Origin of the sequence: Aliidiomarina maris (assembly GCF_003987335.1) — a bacterium.
Classification (GTDB): domain Bacteria; phylum Pseudomonadota; class Gammaproteobacteria; order Enterobacterales; family Alteromonadaceae; genus Aliidiomarina; species Aliidiomarina maris.
The window spans coordinates 61,987-80,078 of sequence record NZ_PIPK01000004.1 but is presented as its reverse complement, the minus strand read 5'-3'; the positions used below and the strand labels follow the sequence as shown (position 1 = coordinate 80,078).

General features: G+C 50.1%; 19 protein-coding genes. 2 read left to right on the top strand and 17 right to left on the bottom strand.

Going from position 1 to position 18,092, the window contains the following annotated elements; genetic code table 11:
- Positions 1-17: 17 nt before the first annotated feature.
- The 12 genes from CWE07_RS05920 to yceD form a co-directional block, all read right to left on the bottom strand.
- Complete coding sequence (locus tag CWE07_RS05920) at positions 18-1,013, bottom strand: hypothetical protein (protein ID WP_111568969.1); 996 nt, start codon at positions 1,011-1,013, stop codon at positions 18-20.
- Positions 1,010-1,636: a dTMP kinase gene (gene tmk / locus CWE07_RS05915; RefSeq protein ID WP_111568968.1), complete on the bottom strand. Its 627-nt coding sequence runs from the start codon at positions 1,634-1,636 to the stop codon at positions 1,010-1,012. Before tmk ends, CWE07_RS05920 begins: the two co-directional genes overlap by 4 nt.
- The gene (gene mltG / locus CWE07_RS05910; protein WP_111568967.1) at positions 1,633-2,658 is read right to left on the bottom strand and encodes an endolytic transglycosylase MltG; all 1,026 of its coding nucleotides are present in this window, start codon (positions 2,656-2,658) and stop codon (positions 1,633-1,635) included. The genes tmk and mltG overlap by 4 nt, the downstream gene beginning before the upstream one ends.
- Before the next feature lies 1 nt (position 2,659).
- The gene (gene pabC, locus CWE07_RS05905; protein WP_157983230.1) at positions 2,660-3,499 is read right to left on the bottom strand and encodes an aminodeoxychorismate lyase; all 840 of its coding nucleotides are present in this window, start codon (positions 3,497-3,499) and stop codon (positions 2,660-2,662) included.
- 132 nt (positions 3,500-3,631) lie between these two features.
- Positions 3,632-4,879 carry a beta-ketoacyl-ACP synthase II gene (fabF, locus tag CWE07_RS05900; protein ID WP_111568965.1) on the bottom strand — a complete coding sequence of 416 codons (1,248 nt, stop codon included), beginning with the start codon at positions 4,877-4,879 and terminating at the stop codon, positions 3,632-3,634.
- Between the two features lie 85 nt (positions 4,880-4,964).
- Complete coding sequence (gene acpP / locus CWE07_RS05895) at positions 4,965-5,204, bottom strand: acyl carrier protein (RefSeq protein ID WP_111568964.1); 240 nt, start codon at positions 5,202-5,204, stop codon at positions 4,965-4,967.
- Between the two features lie 181 nt (positions 5,205-5,385).
- Positions 5,386-6,123, bottom strand: coding sequence for a 3-oxoacyl-ACP reductase FabG (fabG, locus tag CWE07_RS05890; protein ID WP_111568963.1), 738 nt, complete (start codon positions 6,121-6,123; stop codon positions 5,386-5,388).
- Entirely contained in the window at positions 6,123-7,058 is a 936-nt protein-coding gene (gene fabD / locus CWE07_RS05885) for an ACP S-malonyltransferase (protein WP_111568962.1), read from the bottom strand. The genes fabG and fabD overlap by 1 nt, the downstream gene beginning before the upstream one ends.
- Positions 7,059-7,092: 34 nt before the next feature.
- Complete coding sequence (locus tag CWE07_RS05880; RefSeq protein ID WP_111568961.1) at positions 7,093-8,055, bottom strand: beta-ketoacyl-ACP synthase III; 963 nt, start codon at positions 8,053-8,055, stop codon at positions 7,093-7,095.
- A gap of 35 nt (positions 8,056-8,090) precedes the next feature.
- Positions 8,091-9,137 carry a phosphate acyltransferase PlsX gene (plsX, locus tag CWE07_RS05875; protein WP_111568960.1) on the bottom strand — a complete coding sequence of 349 codons (1,047 nt, stop codon included), beginning with the start codon at positions 9,135-9,137 and terminating at the stop codon, positions 8,091-8,093.
- 5 nt (positions 9,138-9,142) lie between these two features.
- Complete coding sequence (gene rpmF, locus CWE07_RS05870) at positions 9,143-9,313, bottom strand: 50S ribosomal protein L32 (RefSeq protein ID WP_111568959.1); 171 nt, start codon at positions 9,311-9,313, stop codon at positions 9,143-9,145.
- Between the two features lie 21 nt (positions 9,314-9,334).
- Entirely contained in the window at positions 9,335-9,859 is a 525-nt protein-coding gene (gene yceD, locus CWE07_RS05865) for a 23S rRNA accumulation protein YceD (protein WP_111568958.1), read from the bottom strand.
- Between the two features lie 79 nt (positions 9,860-9,938).
- Between yceD and CWE07_RS05860 the strand changes: the two genes are divergently transcribed.
- Positions 9,939-10,559 carry a Maf family protein gene (locus tag CWE07_RS05860; protein WP_111568957.1) on the top strand — a complete coding sequence of 207 codons (621 nt, stop codon included), beginning with the start codon at positions 9,939-9,941 and terminating at the stop codon, positions 10,557-10,559.
- 19 nt (positions 10,560-10,578) lie between these two features.
- Here the strand turns inward: CWE07_RS05860 and CWE07_RS05855 are convergent, their stop codons facing one another.
- Entirely contained in the window at positions 10,579-11,253 is a 675-nt protein-coding gene (locus tag CWE07_RS05855) for an HAD family hydrolase (protein ID WP_241974079.1), read from the bottom strand.
- Between the two features lie 12 nt (positions 11,254-11,265).
- The gene (rluC, locus tag CWE07_RS05850; protein ID WP_198679887.1) at positions 11,266-12,222 is read right to left on the bottom strand and encodes a 23S rRNA pseudouridine(955/2504/2580) synthase RluC; all 957 of its coding nucleotides are present in this window, start codon (positions 12,220-12,222) and stop codon (positions 11,266-11,268) included.
- Positions 12,223-12,730: 508 nt separating this feature from the next.
- Here rluC and rne point away from each other — a divergent pair.
- On the top strand, positions 12,731-15,724 hold the full coding sequence (gene rne, locus CWE07_RS05845) for a ribonuclease E (RefSeq protein ID WP_181452256.1): 2,994 nt from the start codon (positions 12,731-12,733) through the stop codon (positions 15,722-15,724).
- A 62-nt stretch (positions 15,725-15,786) separates the two neighbouring features.
- On the opposite strand, the gene CWE07_RS05840 is transcribed toward rne, so the two are convergent.
- The 3 genes from CWE07_RS05840 to lapB form a co-directional block, all read right to left on the bottom strand.
- Positions 15,787-16,122 (bottom strand): ComEA family DNA-binding protein, encoded by a 336-nt coding sequence (locus tag CWE07_RS05840; protein WP_111568954.1) that lies wholly within the window; start codon positions 16,120-16,122, stop codon positions 15,787-15,789.
- Between the two features lie 94 nt (positions 16,123-16,216).
- Positions 16,217-16,906, bottom strand: coding sequence for an orotidine-5'-phosphate decarboxylase (gene pyrF, locus CWE07_RS05835; protein ID WP_111568953.1), 690 nt, complete (start codon positions 16,904-16,906; stop codon positions 16,217-16,219).
- Between the two features lie 23 nt (positions 16,907-16,929).
- Positions 16,930-18,087 carry a lipopolysaccharide assembly protein LapB gene (gene lapB / locus CWE07_RS05830; RefSeq protein ID WP_111568952.1) on the bottom strand — a complete coding sequence of 386 codons (1,158 nt, stop codon included), beginning with the start codon at positions 18,085-18,087 and terminating at the stop codon, positions 16,930-16,932.
- Positions 18,088-18,092 lie beyond the last annotated feature (5 nt).

The following is an 18,092-nucleotide window of genomic DNA, read 5'->3' as shown; positions in this document are numbered from 1 at the left end:
TACCTTCCTATTCTCGCTTATGCTGGTTGCACGGCGGTGCGCATTTGAATGAGTAACTCTTGTAATGCTAACTGAACGTTCAGCCCTTTCGGGCCTTGTAACATGCGCCGGGCCTGTTGGCAGGCGCGCTGCGCATTCATTAGTTCGCGGCGTTTAAAATGGCTTGGCGGCCATTGACGAATTGCTAATGTATCACAAAGTTCAGGCAGTCGGCAGCCTGCAAGGGCCCCCCCCTGTGCTAACCAGCCAATATCGCGTAGTAATGACTCCATATGGCTAATCAGGAACAAGCCTTGCTCGGGCGTCGCTAAACTTTTATCGACGCTGGCATGACTGAGCAGCGTATGCAAATGCGCTTGGCTGAGGTGCTCTGCACCTGCTGCCTGATTATCCTGCGCTGTGGAAAAGTGGCTTAGCGCTAACAGCGGCTTTGCACACCATGGGCGCAACGATTCCTGAGCAGCAACTGGCGTATGGGCATACTGGCTTAACCATTGGGCAAGGCCCTCAATATCCGGCGCGTATATCGGATAATACTGCAGCCGACTGCGTATTGTTGGCAGCAAGCTTTGCCAGCGAGCCGGCGCGATAATGATAAGGACATCACCAGGCGGCTCTTCCAAAGTTTTTAGTAACGCATTCGAAGCCGCGACCGTCAGCATATGCGCATTCGCGAGTACCGCAACTTTACGTCCGCCTTGGTGAGAGGATTGTTGCAGCTTTTGCTGCAAGTGCCGCACGTCGTCGACACCAATGGAATCACTGGCTTGCTCACCAAACCGAATGAAATCAGGATGGTGACCAGAGGCGAGCAACGTACAGCTTTTGCAGTGTCCGCACGCCTGCATACTATGCTCACGCTGCTGACATAGCGCCCAATGGCTCAATTGCGTGATTAATTTGTCGCTGCCCAGTTCTGGCTGCCACGGCAAGGCGATACCATGGGCTAAACGCTGTTGCTGCGCGCTTTGCATGATCTGCTGCCAACACTGGCGTAACCATGGCATTTTCATCTTGCAAGACTCAAGTGTCGCTGCATCACCGTGCGAATATCCTGTTGCACTTGTGCTAGCGGCTGCTCGGCATTCACGATATGGGTATTGGGATTTTGCTCGGCGAGCTCAAGGTAGCGCGCGCGCGTGCGCTCAAAAAAATCTAAGTTTTCCAACTCGATCCGGTCTAGCTCACCGCGGCCACGCGCTCGTTGCAGGCCTACAGCTGGGTCAATATCCAGATAAATAGTCAAGTTAGGTACGAAGTCACCCAGCGTCATTTGCTTCAGTTGGGCTAACATCTGCTGACTTAATTGACGTCCGCCACCCTGGTAGGCTTGTGACGACATATCATGACGATCGCCAATCACCCACTCGCCGCGCGCCAGTGCAGGCTGAATCACATTGCGGACTAGTTGCACCCGAGCGGCATACATCACCAGTAACTCGGCTTCAGCACTGACATGCTCCTGCCAAGACTGCTTGATTAGATTTCGCAACGCTTCAGCTAACGGCGTGCCTCCGGGCTCACGTACTTGAGTATGCGGCAGCCCTGCTTTTTCAATACAGGCTCTAATAACATCCACCGCGCTACTTTTGCCTGCGCCTTCCAGACCCTCAATGACAATAAAATGACCGCTCATCGATTCCTCTGGTATTTATACACTGCCCGATTATGCTCTTCTAATGTACGGGAAAACACATGTTGTCCGTCGTTACTGCTGACAAAGTAAAAGTAGTCTGATTCATCCGGCTGCAGTGTGGCGCGGATGGCATCATAGCCAGGCATCGCAATTGGCGTTGGCGGTAAACCATTAATTCGATACGTGTTATATGGGGTGTATTGATTAATATCCGACCGATAAATAACGCCACGGTAGTTATCACCCAAACCATAAATAATGGTCGGATCTGACTGCAGGCGCATCCCCGTATGCAAGCGATTTACAAATACCGATGCCACTAAACCTCGCTCATGCGCTGCGCCGGTCTCTTTTTCAACAATAGAGGCCAAAATAAGGGTCTGATAAGGAGAGCTAATTGGCAAATTATCGTGTCTTTGTGGCCATAGTTCATCTAACGTACGCTGCATGCGCTGATAGGCTTGGCGTAATAGCTGTAGGTCTGTGGTACCAGCAGTAAACCGATACGTGTCTGGAAAGAATAACCCCTCGGGGTGTTCCCAGTCACTGTCTGGAGCTACTCGCTGCATAATCTCCGCATCACTTAAATCGTCAAGTACCGAGGTCAGGTAGGTTTGGTTACTCAACTGCTCGCGCCATTGGCGAAACTCACTCCCTTCAATGAAGGTAATTTGAAACTGGTGCTGTTGCCCTGCAGAAATACGTTCCCAAATACTGCGTGGACTATCGGCGGGGTGAATCGCATACACGCCGGCCCGGATCTGATGGGCATCTAAAAACAACCGCGCGGCCCAAAAGTTAAGCGTCGGATGATCGATATAACCTTGCTCCGCCAGCATCTCAGTTAAGCGACGAGCATGGGTACCGCGGGGCACTTCAAACAGCACAGGTGCAAACATGTCTGCTTCTTGCATGGTCACTTTAGGTTGCTGGAACCACCAATACAATGCACCTAGCGCTGTTCCGAACAACAAGGCGCTGAGCATCAGCAATGCAACGACATATTTTAAAATACGAATCATGTTACGGCTCTTCTTGGCACATGTGAGTGGTTAATTGCTGCGTAAAGTCTGATATTACCGAAAATTGCGTTGATCTTGTAGCGTGTTGACGAATCTCTCCTACGCTCACAAACCCCATTAAGGCATTGCAGATGATAACGTGCTCTGCTTGGATTAAAGCGTCTAACGACCACGCACCAAATTCGACCTTATGCTGGCGCGCGAAAAACTCGGTTGCTGTTCCCTTAATGCCACCAAACGCCAGATCTGGTGCATACCATTGCCCTGCTCGCGACCAAATGATATTTGCCATACTCGTCGCGGTTACCTGCTCACGCGTATTTAGCAGCAACACATCATCTGCGTCAGGATAATCAGCCAGCTCTTGCTTCGCTAGCACCTGTTCTAATCGATTGAGGGTCTTGAGCCCATTTAAACTGGGTTGGTGCCCAACTTGTTGGCGCGCGAGGTGCAAGCAAACGCCCTGGGACTGCCAGTTAGCATAATGACTTGGGTAATCGCTCGCAGCAACGATAACCTGCAGCGTTGCGTCCTGCGGCGGTGCATAACCACGCCCGCCTACGCCCCGAGTCACGGTAATGCGGACCACAGCTTCAGACGCCCCATCGATTGCACGCAAACACTGTGCGTACAAAGTATCAGGCTGCAATTGCGGATCATGCTGATTAAAGCCTAGGCGCTGAGCGCAAGTTTGTAACCTAGCCATATGCGCAGGCCATTGCACCAAACGCCCGGCTGCCACCCGCAGCGTAGTGAAAAAACCATCACCATACTGCAGGCCGCGGTCATTAACCGCAACATAATGACTCGCTTGGCCATTGATTAAGGTAACGCCGGTCAATGCAAAAATACCCCTGTATGATCGCCCGTTTGCTAAATAGCATAAAACAAAAAGCGGCATGACTGTATAGTATGCCGCTTAACCTTAGCGCGCTCAATCACAGGCGAGCATTTCTACCTGTCACAGCTGAATTTAATTGCCTTTCAGGCGACTAAATAGCAATGAACCGTTGGTACCGCCAAACCCAAAGGAATTACATAAACTCATATCAAACGCTAAATCGCGCGCGGTATGTGGCACATAATCAAGGTCACAGCCTGGTGCTGGGTTATCTAGGTTAATGGTCGGCGGTATTTTTTGATCAAACAATGCCTGGATACTGAAAATCGCTTCAATCGCACCCGCTGCGCCCAATAGATGCCCAGTCATCGACTTGGTCGAGCTCACAGGCACCTGATAGGCATCATCACCAAACACAGCTTTAATCGCTTGGGTTTCGGCAATGTCGCCGGCACCAGTTGAAGTGCCATGGGCATTGATATAACCGACTTGCTGAGGATTTACGCCCGCGTCATTCAAAGCGTTGCGCATCGCAGCCGCAGCGCCGCGTCCATCTTCCGGCGGCAATGTCATGTGATAGGCATCTGAACTCATGCCAAAACCACTTAGCTCCGCATAAATACGCGCGCCACGGCGCTTGGCTTGTTCATACTCTTCCAGCACCACGACCCCTGCACCGTCACCTAAGACAAAGCCATCACGGTCTGTGTCCCATGGGCGGCTGGCCGCTTGTGGGTCGTCGTTGCGTGTTGACAGCGCACGGGCTGCATTAAAACCTGCGATGCCAAGCTCGGTGGACGCTTTTTCTGCGCCACCAGCCAGCATGGTGTCTGCGTCACCATAGGCAATCATGCGCGCTGCTTGTCCGATATTATGGACACCAGACGTACAGGCCGTGACTATCGCTAATGTGGGACCCGTGATGCCATAATGCATAGAAAGCTGACCAGACAGCATATTGGTAATCGACGCTGGGACAAAGAACGGTGACACTCGACGCGGCCCACTATTCATTAGCTTGGTGTGATTTTCTTCAATGCCGAGAATACCGCCAATCCCAGAGCTGACCATCACCCCAATACGATGGCGATTGCTGTCGTTAATGTCCAACCCCGCATCAGCGACTGCCTCCATGCCTGCCACGACACCGTATTGAATAAAGATGTCCATTTTTTTGGCATCTTTCGCCGACATATACCGGCTAACATCGAAATCTTTCACCTGACAGGCAAACTTAGTGGCAAAGTCACTGGTATCAAAATGGGTAATCGGGCCTGCACCAGAACGGCCGTCAAGTAATGCCGACCAAGTATCTGCTGCGGTTAGGCCCAAAGGCGTTACCATGCCAATACCTGTTACTACTACGCGTCGCTTTGTCATCGTGGTGTCCTCACATTATGATTCTTGCTTTACAGACACAAAAAAAGGCGGAATGGTCCATTCCGCCCTCTTTCTTAGTACTTGCTTACTCTTCAGAGTGAGCAGTTACGTAATCGATTGCTGCCTGAACGGTACGGATTTTTTCCGCTTCTTCGTCAGGAATTTCAGTTTCGAATTCTTCTTCCAGCGCCATCACCAGCTCAACTGTATCCAGAGAGTCAGCGCCTAGGTCGTTTTCAAATGAAGCTTCTGGCTTCACTTCTTCTTCTTTAACACCTAGTTGCTCAACGATGATTTTTTTTACGCGTTCTTCGATAGTGCTCATTATTATTCCTCAAAAATAGGTATAGCTCGTCTTCATTTGCGAGTAGTGTAGTAAATCGGCGCAGCAGTTAAAAGGAAAAATTTAGCTTAACCTGCGAGGTCTTACCTCGCAAGCGCAGAAATCACCCTAAAATGGCACCTAAATCTTGTTCTTGATCCATAACCAGCGGCTTTATACCGGTTTAGACCATGCTCATGCCGCCATTGACATGAATGGTCTCACCCGTGATGTAAGCTGCTGCCGGCGACGCTAAAAATACCACCGCAGCGGCGATTTCTTCCGGCTTGCCTAAGCGCGCCGCAGGAATACCGCTAAAAATGCTCTCTTTTTGCTCATCCGTCAAGGCTTGGGTCATATCTGTGTCAATAAAACCAGGCGCAACTGCATTCACGGTAACACCGCGGGCCGCTATCTCTTTGGCCAATGACTTAGTAAATCCGATCAAACCAGCTTTGGCTGCGCAGTAATTGGTTTGCCCCGGGTTACCCGTGGTGCCAACGACTGACCCAATATTAATGATGCGGCCATGGCGTTTTTTCATCATGCCGCGCATGACTGCTTTCGAGGTGCGGAATACCGACGTCAGATTTGTGCTCATGACGTCATTCCATTCCTCATCTTTCATGCGCATCAATAAGTTATCTTTAGTGATACCCGCGTTATTGACTAAGATATCAATGCCGCCATGGGTCTTCTGGATGTCACTGATAACTTGATTAACCGACTCTGCATCGGTCACGTTCAGCACCATACCAGCCCCTTGGTCGCCCAAATACGCACTAATGGCGTCGGCACCTGAGGCTGAAGTGGCGGTACCAATCACAAATGCCCCTTGCGCTGCCAGACTTTCAGCGATAGCACGTCCAATACCACGACTTGCGCCTGTCACTAATGCAACTTGTTCATTCAATGAAAACATTATTTTGCCTGCTCCTTGATTATCATTTGCACCGACTCCGGATCGTTGACGGCTTGCGTGTCGAGTGCTTTATCAATACGTTTACTTAAGCCCGTTAACACTTTGCCTGGACCTATTTCATAAACCTTAGTAATCCCATCGGCAGCCATTCGCTGCATCGTTTGCGTCCAAAGTACCGGTGAGTGCAATTGCGCCACGAGATTTGCTGCGATGGTGGATGCGTTCGCCTCACTGACATCGACGTTATGCAACACAGTCATGTCCGGGGCCTGAATTGAGACTTGCGTCAACGCATCTGCAAGTACCTCTGCGGCTGGGCGCATCAATTCACAATGCGAAGGGACACTGACAGGTAACGGCAGCACACGTTTGGCACCTGCCGCTTTACATGCGTCGCCTGCGCGCGCAACTGCATCTTTCTGGCCCGCGATGACAACTTGGCCAGGCGAATTGTAATTCACCGGCGCAACCACCTCGCCTTGAGCCGACTGCTCACACGCGATGGCAATTGCCTCGTCGTCCAAACCAATGACCGCCGCCATCGCACCCGTACCCTCTGGCACTGCTTGCTGCATAGCTTGACCGCGCAATTGCACCAGTTTGATAGCGGACGCAAAGTCTAATGCGCCACTGCACACCAGCGCTGAATATTCACCCAAGCTATGACCTGCCATCAATACAGGCTGACCAATATGCGGCGCCACGCAGCGATAAATGGCGACACTTGCCGCGAGCAATGCCGGTTGCGTGTATTCAGTTTGGTTAAGCTTGTCGTCTGGGTTGCTTTGCACCAAGTCCCATAAGTCATACCCCAGAACCTCAGACGCTTGCGCAAACGTTTCTTTCACTGCGGTGTATTCGTCCGCAAGGTCAGACAACATGCCGGTTACCTGCGAACCTTGCCCAGGGAAAACCAACGCAAATTGTGATGCCATGTAAACCTCGTTATTGCTATGAAATATTTAAATATTAATAAGTTACCAGCGCCGAACCCCAAGCGAAGCCGCCGCCGAAAGCCTCTAATAATAGCTTGTGTCCGCGTTGAATGCGACCATCGCGTATGGCGACGTCTAACGCAATAGGCACCGACGCGGCACTTGTGTTACCCGTGTATTCGAGGGTTAGAACCACCTGCTCAAGGGACATATTAAGCTTTTTCGCGGTCGCTTGAATAATTCGACGGTTCGCTTGATGCGGAATGAGCCAGTCTAACTCTGCTTGGCTAACTTGATTATGCGCAAGTGTGTCGGCCACTAACTCACTGAGCTTATTCACTGCGACTTTGAATACTTCGCTACCTTTCATGTAAAGCCATGCGTCATCGTCACTAGCAGCTGCGTTAAAGGCATTGACATGCCCAGCGCCGAGTAATTCAGAAAATTCACCCGCACTATGTAAATGGGTCGAATGCACCCCTGGCTCCTCGCTGGCAGACAGTACCATCGCACCGGCACCGTCCCCGAACAACACAATAGTATTGCGGTCATTTGGATTGCATAAACGTGCGAGTACGTCAGCACCAACCACCAATATATGTTTGGCTTGGCGATTTCGAATGTATTGGTCGGCTATCGACATTGCGAACATAAAGCCAGCACATGCAGCGCCAACATCAAATGCAGGGATATCCGTCACGCCCAATGCATGCTGAAGTTCGCATGCAGCACTGGGAAACGCTTTATCGGCAGAGGTGGTCGCAAGGACGATCATATCTAAATCTTGGGCATGCAACCCTGCCGCCGCCAATGCCGCTTTTGCTGCAGGTACGCTCATGGTGACTACGGTCTCGTCAGCCCCAGCGATACGCCGCTCAGCTATGCCGGTGCGATCGCGAATCCATTGATCTGAGGTATCAACGCGCTGTTCTAAATCATGGTTGGTCAAGCGTTGGCGAGGGAGATAATGGCCTGTTCCAGAAATTCGTGCGTGCATTGTCAACAATCAGCCTTATATAGGCGTGCTGACCACTATTCATTACGGTTATCGGAAACCTGTGCCAGCAACGCATGTTCAATTCGGTCATGAATTCGTTGGGGAAGCTCCACACTGGCTTCGTCAATGGCATGTGCAATCGCACTAAAATAGGCATTTGCAGACGCATTCCCATGGCTTTTCATGACCACGCCACGCAATCCTAACAGACTCGCACCGTTGTACTGGTCGGGGTTGAGCCACTGCCATGATTTTTTATGGCGTTTGAAAAGCAACTTGGCGAGCACTTTAGTCAAGAGATGGCCTTGAATGCTCTGTTTTAAATTATGATAAAGTAGCTCTGCCATACCCTCGCAAGCTTTTAATGCAATGTTGCCAGTAAAGCCATCACAAACAATCACATCAGCACGACCTGAGAACAAATCGTTGCCTTCCACAAAACCAATGTAGTGAATACCCGGAGTTGCTTTAAGTAACTGCGCAGCCTGCTTCACCGTATCATTACCTTTCAAGTCTTCGCGACCCATGTTAAGTAAGGCTACACGAGGATAACTTTGGCGATTAATTTGTTGCGCCATCACCGAACCCATGATGCCAAACTGGCACAAAGTTTCCGCGTCGCACACTGGGTTGGCACCCAAATCGAGTAATAAGCTTTGACGCCCGTCTTGCTGTGGTAAAGGAGCAACAAGTGCAGGCCTGACAACCCCTGGAATGGGTTTTAAGGTAAGGTAAGCCATCGCCATTAATGCACCGGTATTACCCGCGCTGACACAGGCATCGGCACTACCATTATTGACGAGATCTAATGCAGCACGCATGGATGAATCAGGCTTGGCGCGGACAACGGCACTAGGTTTATCGTCCATAGCAACCACTTGACTGGCATGCTGTAGCGTTACCCGAGGCGATTGTGAAATAGCCGGATAACGGTCAAGAATCGGCTGCAGCACTTGCTGGTCGCCGACTAAGATAAAATCAACTTGCGTATACGAAGACAGCGCTCTTGCGAGCGCTGTCACCACGATGTCGGGGCCTTGATCACCCCCCATCGCGTCTAACGCAATGGTTAGTTCAGTCATACACCTTACTTGGCGACGACTTGCTTGCCTTTGTAATAGCCATCAGCAGACACATGGTGACGACGATGCGTTTCACCAGAGGTTGAATCCACCGACAGTGTAGGCCCGCTCAGCGCGTCGTGAGAGCGACGCATGCCACGTCTTGAACGTGTCTTTTTGCTTTTTTGTACAGCCATTTACCCTATCTCCTAAACTATTTACTTACGTTTTAAACCTTGTAATACCGCAAATGGATTCGCTTTTTCTTCCGCCTCAGGCGGTAGCTCACCATAAGTCATGGTATCACGGTCAACTTCACATTCTTGCGGTGCATGCATGGTGACGATAGGTAATGCCAAAAGAAGTTCATCTTCGACAACATTATGCAGCATGACTTCACCCAATTCGTTCAGCTCGACGCCCTCATAGGCTTCTGGCAGCTCATCTTCTTTTTGGCGCTTCGTTAAAGGCGCGTATTGAAAATCGCTGACTAGCTGTAACTGCATCGGTTTATTACAACGCTGACACAATACCTCAACCGTCGCTTCTGCATGACCTGCGAAGAAGCTGATTTTTTGTTCATCAACACCAAACCGTAAGGACACCTCAATGTCTTGCGGTGTGTTGACGACTGCTTCCCCGAGCCGGAGCATTTTTCCTGATGGCACAAGGCCGTCATAGGTCAATCGCTTCTGCGCGCTCTTAATGGGGTCTACCGATATCGGTATTCTTACCTTTTGCATAGCGCGCGAATGATATAGGCTCTGCCCCTTAGAGTCAAAGGAAATTCTTGTTTATTCCCAGTTATGTAAGAGGTACACCATGGGCACAACCACCACCCGACCAATACTATTAGCCTCGAGTTCACGTTACCGGCGCACATTATTAGACAAGGTTGGCTTGCAGTTTAGCAGCGCAAGTCCAGATATTGACGAAACGCCACTAGCCGGCGAATCAGCACCGCAACTCGTCGCGCGGCTGGCGGCAAGTAAAGCTCAGGCGCTTACTAGCCAATACCCTGAGCACATTATTATTGGTTCTGACCAAGTCGCAGCATTAGCCAACGATGACGGTAGCAGCCAGATACTCGGCAAGCCAGGTAACTACGCCAACGCCGTGCGCCAATTAGGCGCCTGTGCGGGGCGTCGAGTGGTGTTCTATACCGGACTAAGTGTGCTATCGGCGGCTGACGACACCCAAGATACCATGATCAGTGAATTTGAAGTTAAATTCCGGGACTTGTCGTTACAAGAAATTGAAGGCTATATAAAGAAGGAAGAACCTTTTGATTGCGCTGGCAGTTTTAAAAGCGAGGGTCTAGGAATTACCTTATTTGAATATTTACGCGGCGATGACCCGAATAGCTTGATTGGGCTACCGCTGATTGCACTATTGCGCATTTTGCGTCAACAATATGCGATCAACCCACTGACGACAGCTTAATGCTCAATGTTGCACTCGCTTACCCTGCCAGCAGTAGGTCCTGCAATGCGGTGATATCATCAATCACCGCATAGGGCGCTGCGTCTGCGAGGCGCTGTGCTGAATGTACACCATAGGTCACGCCAATGCCGACAACGCCGGCGTTACGCGCCATGTGCATATCATGAATAGAATCGCCGATCATCAACGCCTGATGCCCTTGCACGCCGACTTGTTGCAAAATTTCATTCAGCATTTGCGGGTCAGGCTTGGATAATACCTCTTTGGCGCACCGAGACGCACTAAAGTAATGGCCTGTATTGGTTTGTCGCCAAGCCCGCTCCAAACCAGGGCGCGCTTTCCCCGTCGCGACCGCCAATTGATAACCTGCCTGCTGCAATGCACTGAGCACACCTTCCGCACCTGCAAACATTGGGGTTGGCGTTTGCTCACGCTCTACATAAATCTCGCGGTATACATCAATGAGCTGCTCTTGTTCAGCTTCACTGACGTTAAAAAGACGCGCTAATGCGACGGGCAAACTCAGCCCAATAATGTCATGAATCGCTGTGACGCTCGGAATCGGTAGCTTGCATTCCCGAGCCAGAGTCTGCAATGCCGAAACGATACGAGGCACGGAATCCATCAAGGTACCGTCCCAATCAAAGATAACCAACGGATGGGTATGCGGAGTAAACCGAGTCGAAGCGCCCACAGTCATCAAGCCTTAAATCTTAGTTAGTTTATCAAGTACGCTGAGTAATTCAGTATCTAACGGTGCCGATACTGTGAGCCATTGCTGCGTTTTGGGATGCGTAAAGCTTAAGGTTTCCGCATGTAAAAATAATCGGCTCAAACCCAATTGTTGCATCTGATGTGAAAAAGCTTCATCGCCATACTTGTCATCCATCGCAATAGGATGGCCAGCCGCCTGGCTATGCACGCGAATTTGATGGGTACGACCCGTCACTGGGCTTGCTTGTACTAACGTACCTTCGGCAAAACGTTGGCGAATTTTAAACCGGGTTTCAGATGCTTTGCCCTCACCGTCTACCCGCACCATGCGCTCACCACTTTGTAGTACCTGTTTCTTCAGTGGCGCTTTAACGGCGCGATCAAGTTTACTCCACTCACCCGCAACTAAAGCCACGTAGATCTTCTTCATGTCTTTATCACGCAACTGAGCATTCAGCCCGCGCAGCACACCGCGGGTCTTTGCGACTAGCAAGCAGCCAGAGGTTTCACGGTCTAATCGGTGCACCAGTTCGAGGCTATCGTCACCCCGCAAACTACGTAAGGCTTCAATGAGTCCGAAACTTAACCCTGAGCCCCCATGCACCGCCATACCCGCAGGCTTATTCACCACAATTAATGCATCGTCTTCAAACACGATACGACTATCGAGTTGTGACACGATATTAAGGTTGGGGTTTGGGCCTTCGGTTTTTGGTGCAACGCGCACTGGCGGAACACGAACCTCGTCCCCGGCCTGAAGCTTGTAGTCTGGCTTGATGCGTTTTTTGTTCACTCGCACCTCGCCTTTGCGCAAAATGCGATAGATCATACTTTTGGGCACGCCTTTGAGCTGCGTGCGCAGAAAGTTGTCGATGCGCTGGCCTGCCATATCTTCATCAATATGGAGCCATTGCACTTGTTGTTGAGTCGTTTGCTGGGTATCTGTCATGGCGCGCATTCTATTAAACTCTGCTTGTCAAAGCCAGCGAAACAATGCGACAATAAGTCATTGGATAAGTAGGCGGTGAGAACCTCGTCAGCATACGGTTAGAGATGTTGATGCGTCAGGTCCAGTAAGCACAATTAAAGAGCGTACATGTTTAGTTGTGTGACACCACCCCCTACATCAAATCCATGTAATCAGAAGCAACAGCACCAACACGGCGTAACGTGTGTAGGCTTAGTAAAAATTTTTAATTACACGTCACTGTAATTGCAGGTAATACCAATGTGGGTCAAACCCTTGGTCTCGCACGACGGGTAATAGCATTTAGAACTGTGTCAGGACCCTTAGTCTTACCAGACCGTTAGCACGAAGGCCGTTATTATCGCCTTCCTGCAGTTCTAAATGAGCAAAGAAAGCGCATAAAAAGCAAACAGATACGTACGTACACGCAGAGGCGTGTGCCGTGTAGTGTTGTGGCTATTTTCGTAACTTTTATGAAGAGTCACAAACTATGAAAAGAATGCTAATCAATGCCACGCAACAGGAAGAGCTCCGGGTTGCGTTGGTGGATGGCCAAAAACTATATGATTTGGATATCGAAAGTCCAGGTCATGAACAAAAGAAGTCAAACATTTATAAGGGTAAAATTACCCGTGTTGAACCCAGCTTAGAAGCTGCTTTTGTTGACTACGGCGCAGAGCGCCATGGTTTCCTACCGCTTAAAGAAATCGCTAAAACTTACTTCCCGAAAGGCTATAAATTCGAAGGCCGCCCGAACATTAAAGACGTTATTCAAGAAGGCCAACAAGTCATTGTTCAGGTCGACAAAGAAGAGCGTGGGCAAAAAGGCGCAGCCCTAACCACTTTTATTTCATTAGCTGGCAGCTACCTTGTTCTGATGCCAAATAACCCGCGTGCAGGTGGTATTTCTCGTCGCATCGAAGGCGATGAGCGCAGCGAGTTAAAAGACGCGTTATCAAGCCTAACATTGCCTGACGGTATGGGCTTAATTGTGCGTACAGCGGGTGTCGGTAAGTCTGCTGAAGAACTTGCGTGGGACTTAAAGGTATTACTGCACCATTGGCAAGCCATTGAAGAAGCGTCTGAATCGCGCCCTGCACCATTTCTTATTCACCAAGAAAGCAATGTTATTTTCCGTGCTATCCGTGATTATTTACGTCGTGATATCGGCGAGATCCTGATTGACGATACGACTATCTTTGAGCGTGCGAAAGAACACATTAATTTAGTCCGTCCCGATTTCGTGCAACGTGTGAAGCTGTATAAAGGCGACGTACCATTATTCAATCATTATCAGATTGAATCGCAAATCGAATCTGCATTTCAGCGTGAAGTTCGCCTGCCCTCTGGTGGCTCAGTGTCTATTGACCCAACAGAAGCGTTGACCTCAATTGATATCAACTCTGCCAAAGCAACCAAAGGCGGTGATATTGAAGAAACAGCCTTACAGACAAACTTAGAAGCCGCAGAAGAAATCGCACGCCAGTTACGACTGCGTGACGTGGGTGGTCTGATTGTGATCGACTTTATCGACATGACACCGCCGCGCCACCAACGTGAAGTCGAGAACCGTTTGAAAGAAGCGCTCAAGCAAGATCGTGCCCGCATTCAAACCGCACGTATTTCACGCTTTGGCTTACTCGAAATGTCGCGTCAGCGTCTACGCCCATCTTTAGGTGAATCGTCGAACCATGTGTGCCCGCGTTGTAACGGCCAAGGCACCATTCGTAGTAACGAGTCATTGGCGTTGTCGATTCTGCGTTTAATTGAAGAAGAAGCACTGAAAGAAAATAGCGCGCAGATCAATGCCCAGGTGCCTATCGAAGTCGCGACCTATTTGCTCAACGAAAAGCGCGCGTCGGTCAGCGATATTGAAACTCGCCACAAAGTGCGCGTGTTGGTAATTCCAAATCAGAACCTTGAAACCCCGCATTTTGACGTACAGCGGTTGCGCAAAGATGAATTAGACGGTGCTCAAAGCATTGAATTAATTGCACAAGCGGACGCGAAAGGTTTAGTGATTTCGCCAGTTAAAGAGCGTGTCGCTGATGAGCCAGCGTTAAAGACCTTGGTTGCACCCGAGGCTCCTGCCCCAACCCCTGCTCCTGCGGTGAAAGCGAAGCCAGCCAGTGCGCAAGCGTCGGTATTGACGCGCCTAGCCAATTGGCTTAAAGGCTTGTTCAGCAGCGATGAAGAACAAACGAAAGAGCAAAAGGCACCACAGCGCCAGGCAAATCAACAAAACCGTCGTGGTGGACAAAATCAGAACCGTCGTGGTGGCCAGAATCGTCGTCGCAATCAGGATGGTCGTTCTGGTCGTCGTCCAGCCAAAGCTGATGACAGTAATCAAAAGACTCAAGAGCAGCCAAATACGCGTCAGGACCAAGCGAACGATAACGACAACCGTGAGCCGAAGAATGCGGATAACAAAGGTCGTCGTAATCGTCGTCGCAAGCCATCTCAGCGTTCTGATGCACAAGAGCAAAGCCAAACGGCGAACCAGGCACGTCAGGAACAACAACCACAAACTGAGCAGCTAAAAGAGCGTCGCCAGCGTCGCAAGCTAGACAAATCAGTGCGTGTAAAAGGTGTGCCTACCCAAGCTGACGCCAACGCGAACAAAGATGCGGCCCCTGCGCCTGCTGAGTCAAAGGTAGTCGAGACTAAAGCGCCTGCAGCTGAGCCGCAAGTCGCTGAGCCAACTCAACCTCAGGCACAAGTTGATGTGCAACAGCCAAAAGCAGCAGACGTTGTTACTCAAGTTGAAGACACCCAACAAGCGCCTGTTAACCAGCAAGCCAAAGTGAACACGACCAGTGAAGCACCGACGCAAGCGGCTGATAGTGAGCAAGCGACGCCGGCAGACGCCGACAGCGAGATCAAGGAAAAACCGGAATCTAAGCCGAAAGGACAACGTGATCGCCGTTCTCCACGCCATATGCGTGCAGCGGGTCAGCGCCGTAAGCAAGAGCAAGCCGACGAGCAAGCGAGTCAAACCGCTGAACCTGTGCAGGCACCATCAGATGATGCTGTTGCTAGCGCGGTAAGCACTGAAACGCAGCGCGAGCAACCTGCAGCAGAGATGCCGGCCGCCAAGCCAGCACAGCAGCCTGTTGACTCGAATGTGGTTGCTGAGCCAAGCACGCCAGCTGAGCCTGTTAGCAGTAGTGAGCAAGTTGCGAGTACTGAGCCGGTGGTGGAAAGCGAGCCAGCTCCGAAAGATGAGCCACAGCCAGTCGCTGCAGAAGCAGTGGCCGAGGCGCCTGTTAGTGCTAAAGCATCGGCTAACAAGACCGTTCGCCACTCAGCGAGTGCCGCAATGACAAAAGCGAGTCCATCAGCGGATGACGATTTAGGCCAAGCCCTGAATGTCGCAGCTGACGATAGCCGTCAAGCGATTCAGTCGCCACAACAGGTTGCGACCTTAGCACAAGCTAAGAATAAGGCATCAGCCCAAGCCGCTCGTTGTAGCGTAGACGCTTAAGCCATCGGGCAGACCAAAAGCCCGTCAATACTCCGGTATTGGCGGGCTTTTTTCATCTTAACTTAAAGCTCGATTTTGTCTTTATTGTCTTCTAGTACTTTGACCCCTAGACCGCGCACTTGCAGCAAGTCTTCGATATCTTTGAACCCACCGAGCTTTTCACGCAATTCAATAATAGCTTGTGCACGAGCCAAGCCAACACCACGTAGCATACGTGCTAGTTGCTCTGCTGATGCTTGGTTGATATTGATTTTCTCGTCTGCAGCGACCGCCCCCGATGTCATCGAGCTAGTTCCTTGGAGGGCAACATTCACAGCATGCGCAGTTGTGCCAGCCAGCGCAGGGGTTAAACACAATGGAGTTAATACAGCAGCTAAAAGAAGTGTTTTTGTGAACATAGAATTTCCTTATTAAAAAGGCTGCATCCATTGCAGCCTCTTTATTCTAGCTCACCTGTTGAATCGCGTAATTAAAAGACGCGATTGCCCACCATTAGTGCAAGTTTTGCTGAATTTTCTTCAACACGTCATTGGGTGACTGAGCGTCGCGTATCGGGCGCCCCATCACCAAATAACTTACACCCGCACGAATCGCCTCTTCAGGCGTCATAACACGCTTTTGATCATGTTGTTCACTGCCGGCTGGGCGAATACCAGGGGTTACTAACAGAAAATCCGCACCTAAACTTTCACGTAGCAAATGCGCCTCTTTAGCCGAACATACTACGCCATCCAAACCGCACTGTTTTGCCAGTTGGGCTAAAGTAAGTACTTGAGCAGTCAATGGCTTGTCAATGCCCACCGCTTCTAAATCGTCTTGTGACATGCTGGTTAACACGGTGACCGCAATAAGCTTTGGTGCTTTAGCACCATAAGGCTCAAGGGCTTGCTTCGCCGCTTGTAGCATTGCCTCGCCACCACTGGCATGTACATTCACCATCCACACACCAAGTTCAGCGGCGGCGGCTACGGCTTTGGCTGTTGTTGCTGGGATATCATGAAATTTGAGGTCTAAAAACACATCAAAATTAAGTGCATGGAGTTCGCGGACTAGATCAGGGCCAGCGCTCGTGAAAAGCTCTTTACCAACTTTGACTCGGCATAATTGCGGGTCTAACTGATGGGCAAAAGCCAATGCTTCTGCAGCGTCAGCATAGTCTAATGCGACTATCACTTTTTTCATGGTTGCTCCTTTCAACGTGTTGATTATTCACCGTCGAGCCCTTTGGTTGGTTTCATGGTGGCCCAAAACTTACACGACGGACAATGCCAATACAGGGTTTGCCCAGCAAAGCCGCAATGGCGGCACATGTACTTATTACTTTGCTTCAAGCGCTCCGCGACCATGTTTCTTAGCATCACCAAGCTGTCTTTTGCTTTACCTGATTCCGCGCGCTGTACATGCAATTGAATTAACTTATGGAAACCTTTCGTGGTAGGGTTTTGAGCAAGGGCTTGGAACAAAAACTGCTCGGCTTCCTCGACGTGGTTTTGTTCAGCGATTAAATCTGCCAGCATGATCACGACACTTGCACTCGGGCTCTTTTGCACACATTCGTGTAAATAGCTGACCAAGCCTTGAGTGTCCTCGATTGCAATATAAGCATCTTTAATCAAGGGTAATGCTTCACCGATAAACTGAGGGTCTTGATCAATAATCCTTGTCAGTAAACCCAGCGCTTTTTTATAACGTCCCTGCCCCATCCACCAGCGACCAAGGGCCAGCGTTGCCCGTACACACTTTTTATCATGCTTAAGTGCCTTATCATAAAACTTAAGGCTGCTTTCAGAGCTATCTTGAATGTCAGCGAGTTCGCAGTAAAACTGCGCTATTGTTGGTTCAACCGACTTGTCGGTACGAGATATTTTTAACCCAACTTTAATTGCCTTGTTCCACTCATGGGTGGCTTCGTATATTGCGATTAAGTGGTACAAGCTAGCTTCACGGAACTTAGGCTGGCGTTGTAGATCAGTAAACATGGACTCGGCGCGGTCATAGAGGCCGGCAGAAAGGTAGTCTTCACCCAATTCAAATAGTGCCTGATGGCGGTCGTGCTCAGACAAGGAAGGCCGCGAAATTAGGTTCTGGTGAATGCGAATGGCACGCTCAACTTCACCGCGGCGGCGAAAAAGTTTACCCAGCGCCCAATGGGTATCGAGGGTTTCACTATCAACATCTAGAATATCAACAAACATGTCGACGGCTTTATCACTTTGATCGGATAACAGCAAGTTAATGCCAGTCACATATTTTTGCGAGAACTGCTCTTGCTCTTTTCGTTGCTCATTACGAACACTGTTGCGCCCCATAAACCAACCATAGGCGGCGGCTATTGGCAGTAACAGAAACAACAACTCAAGCATATGGG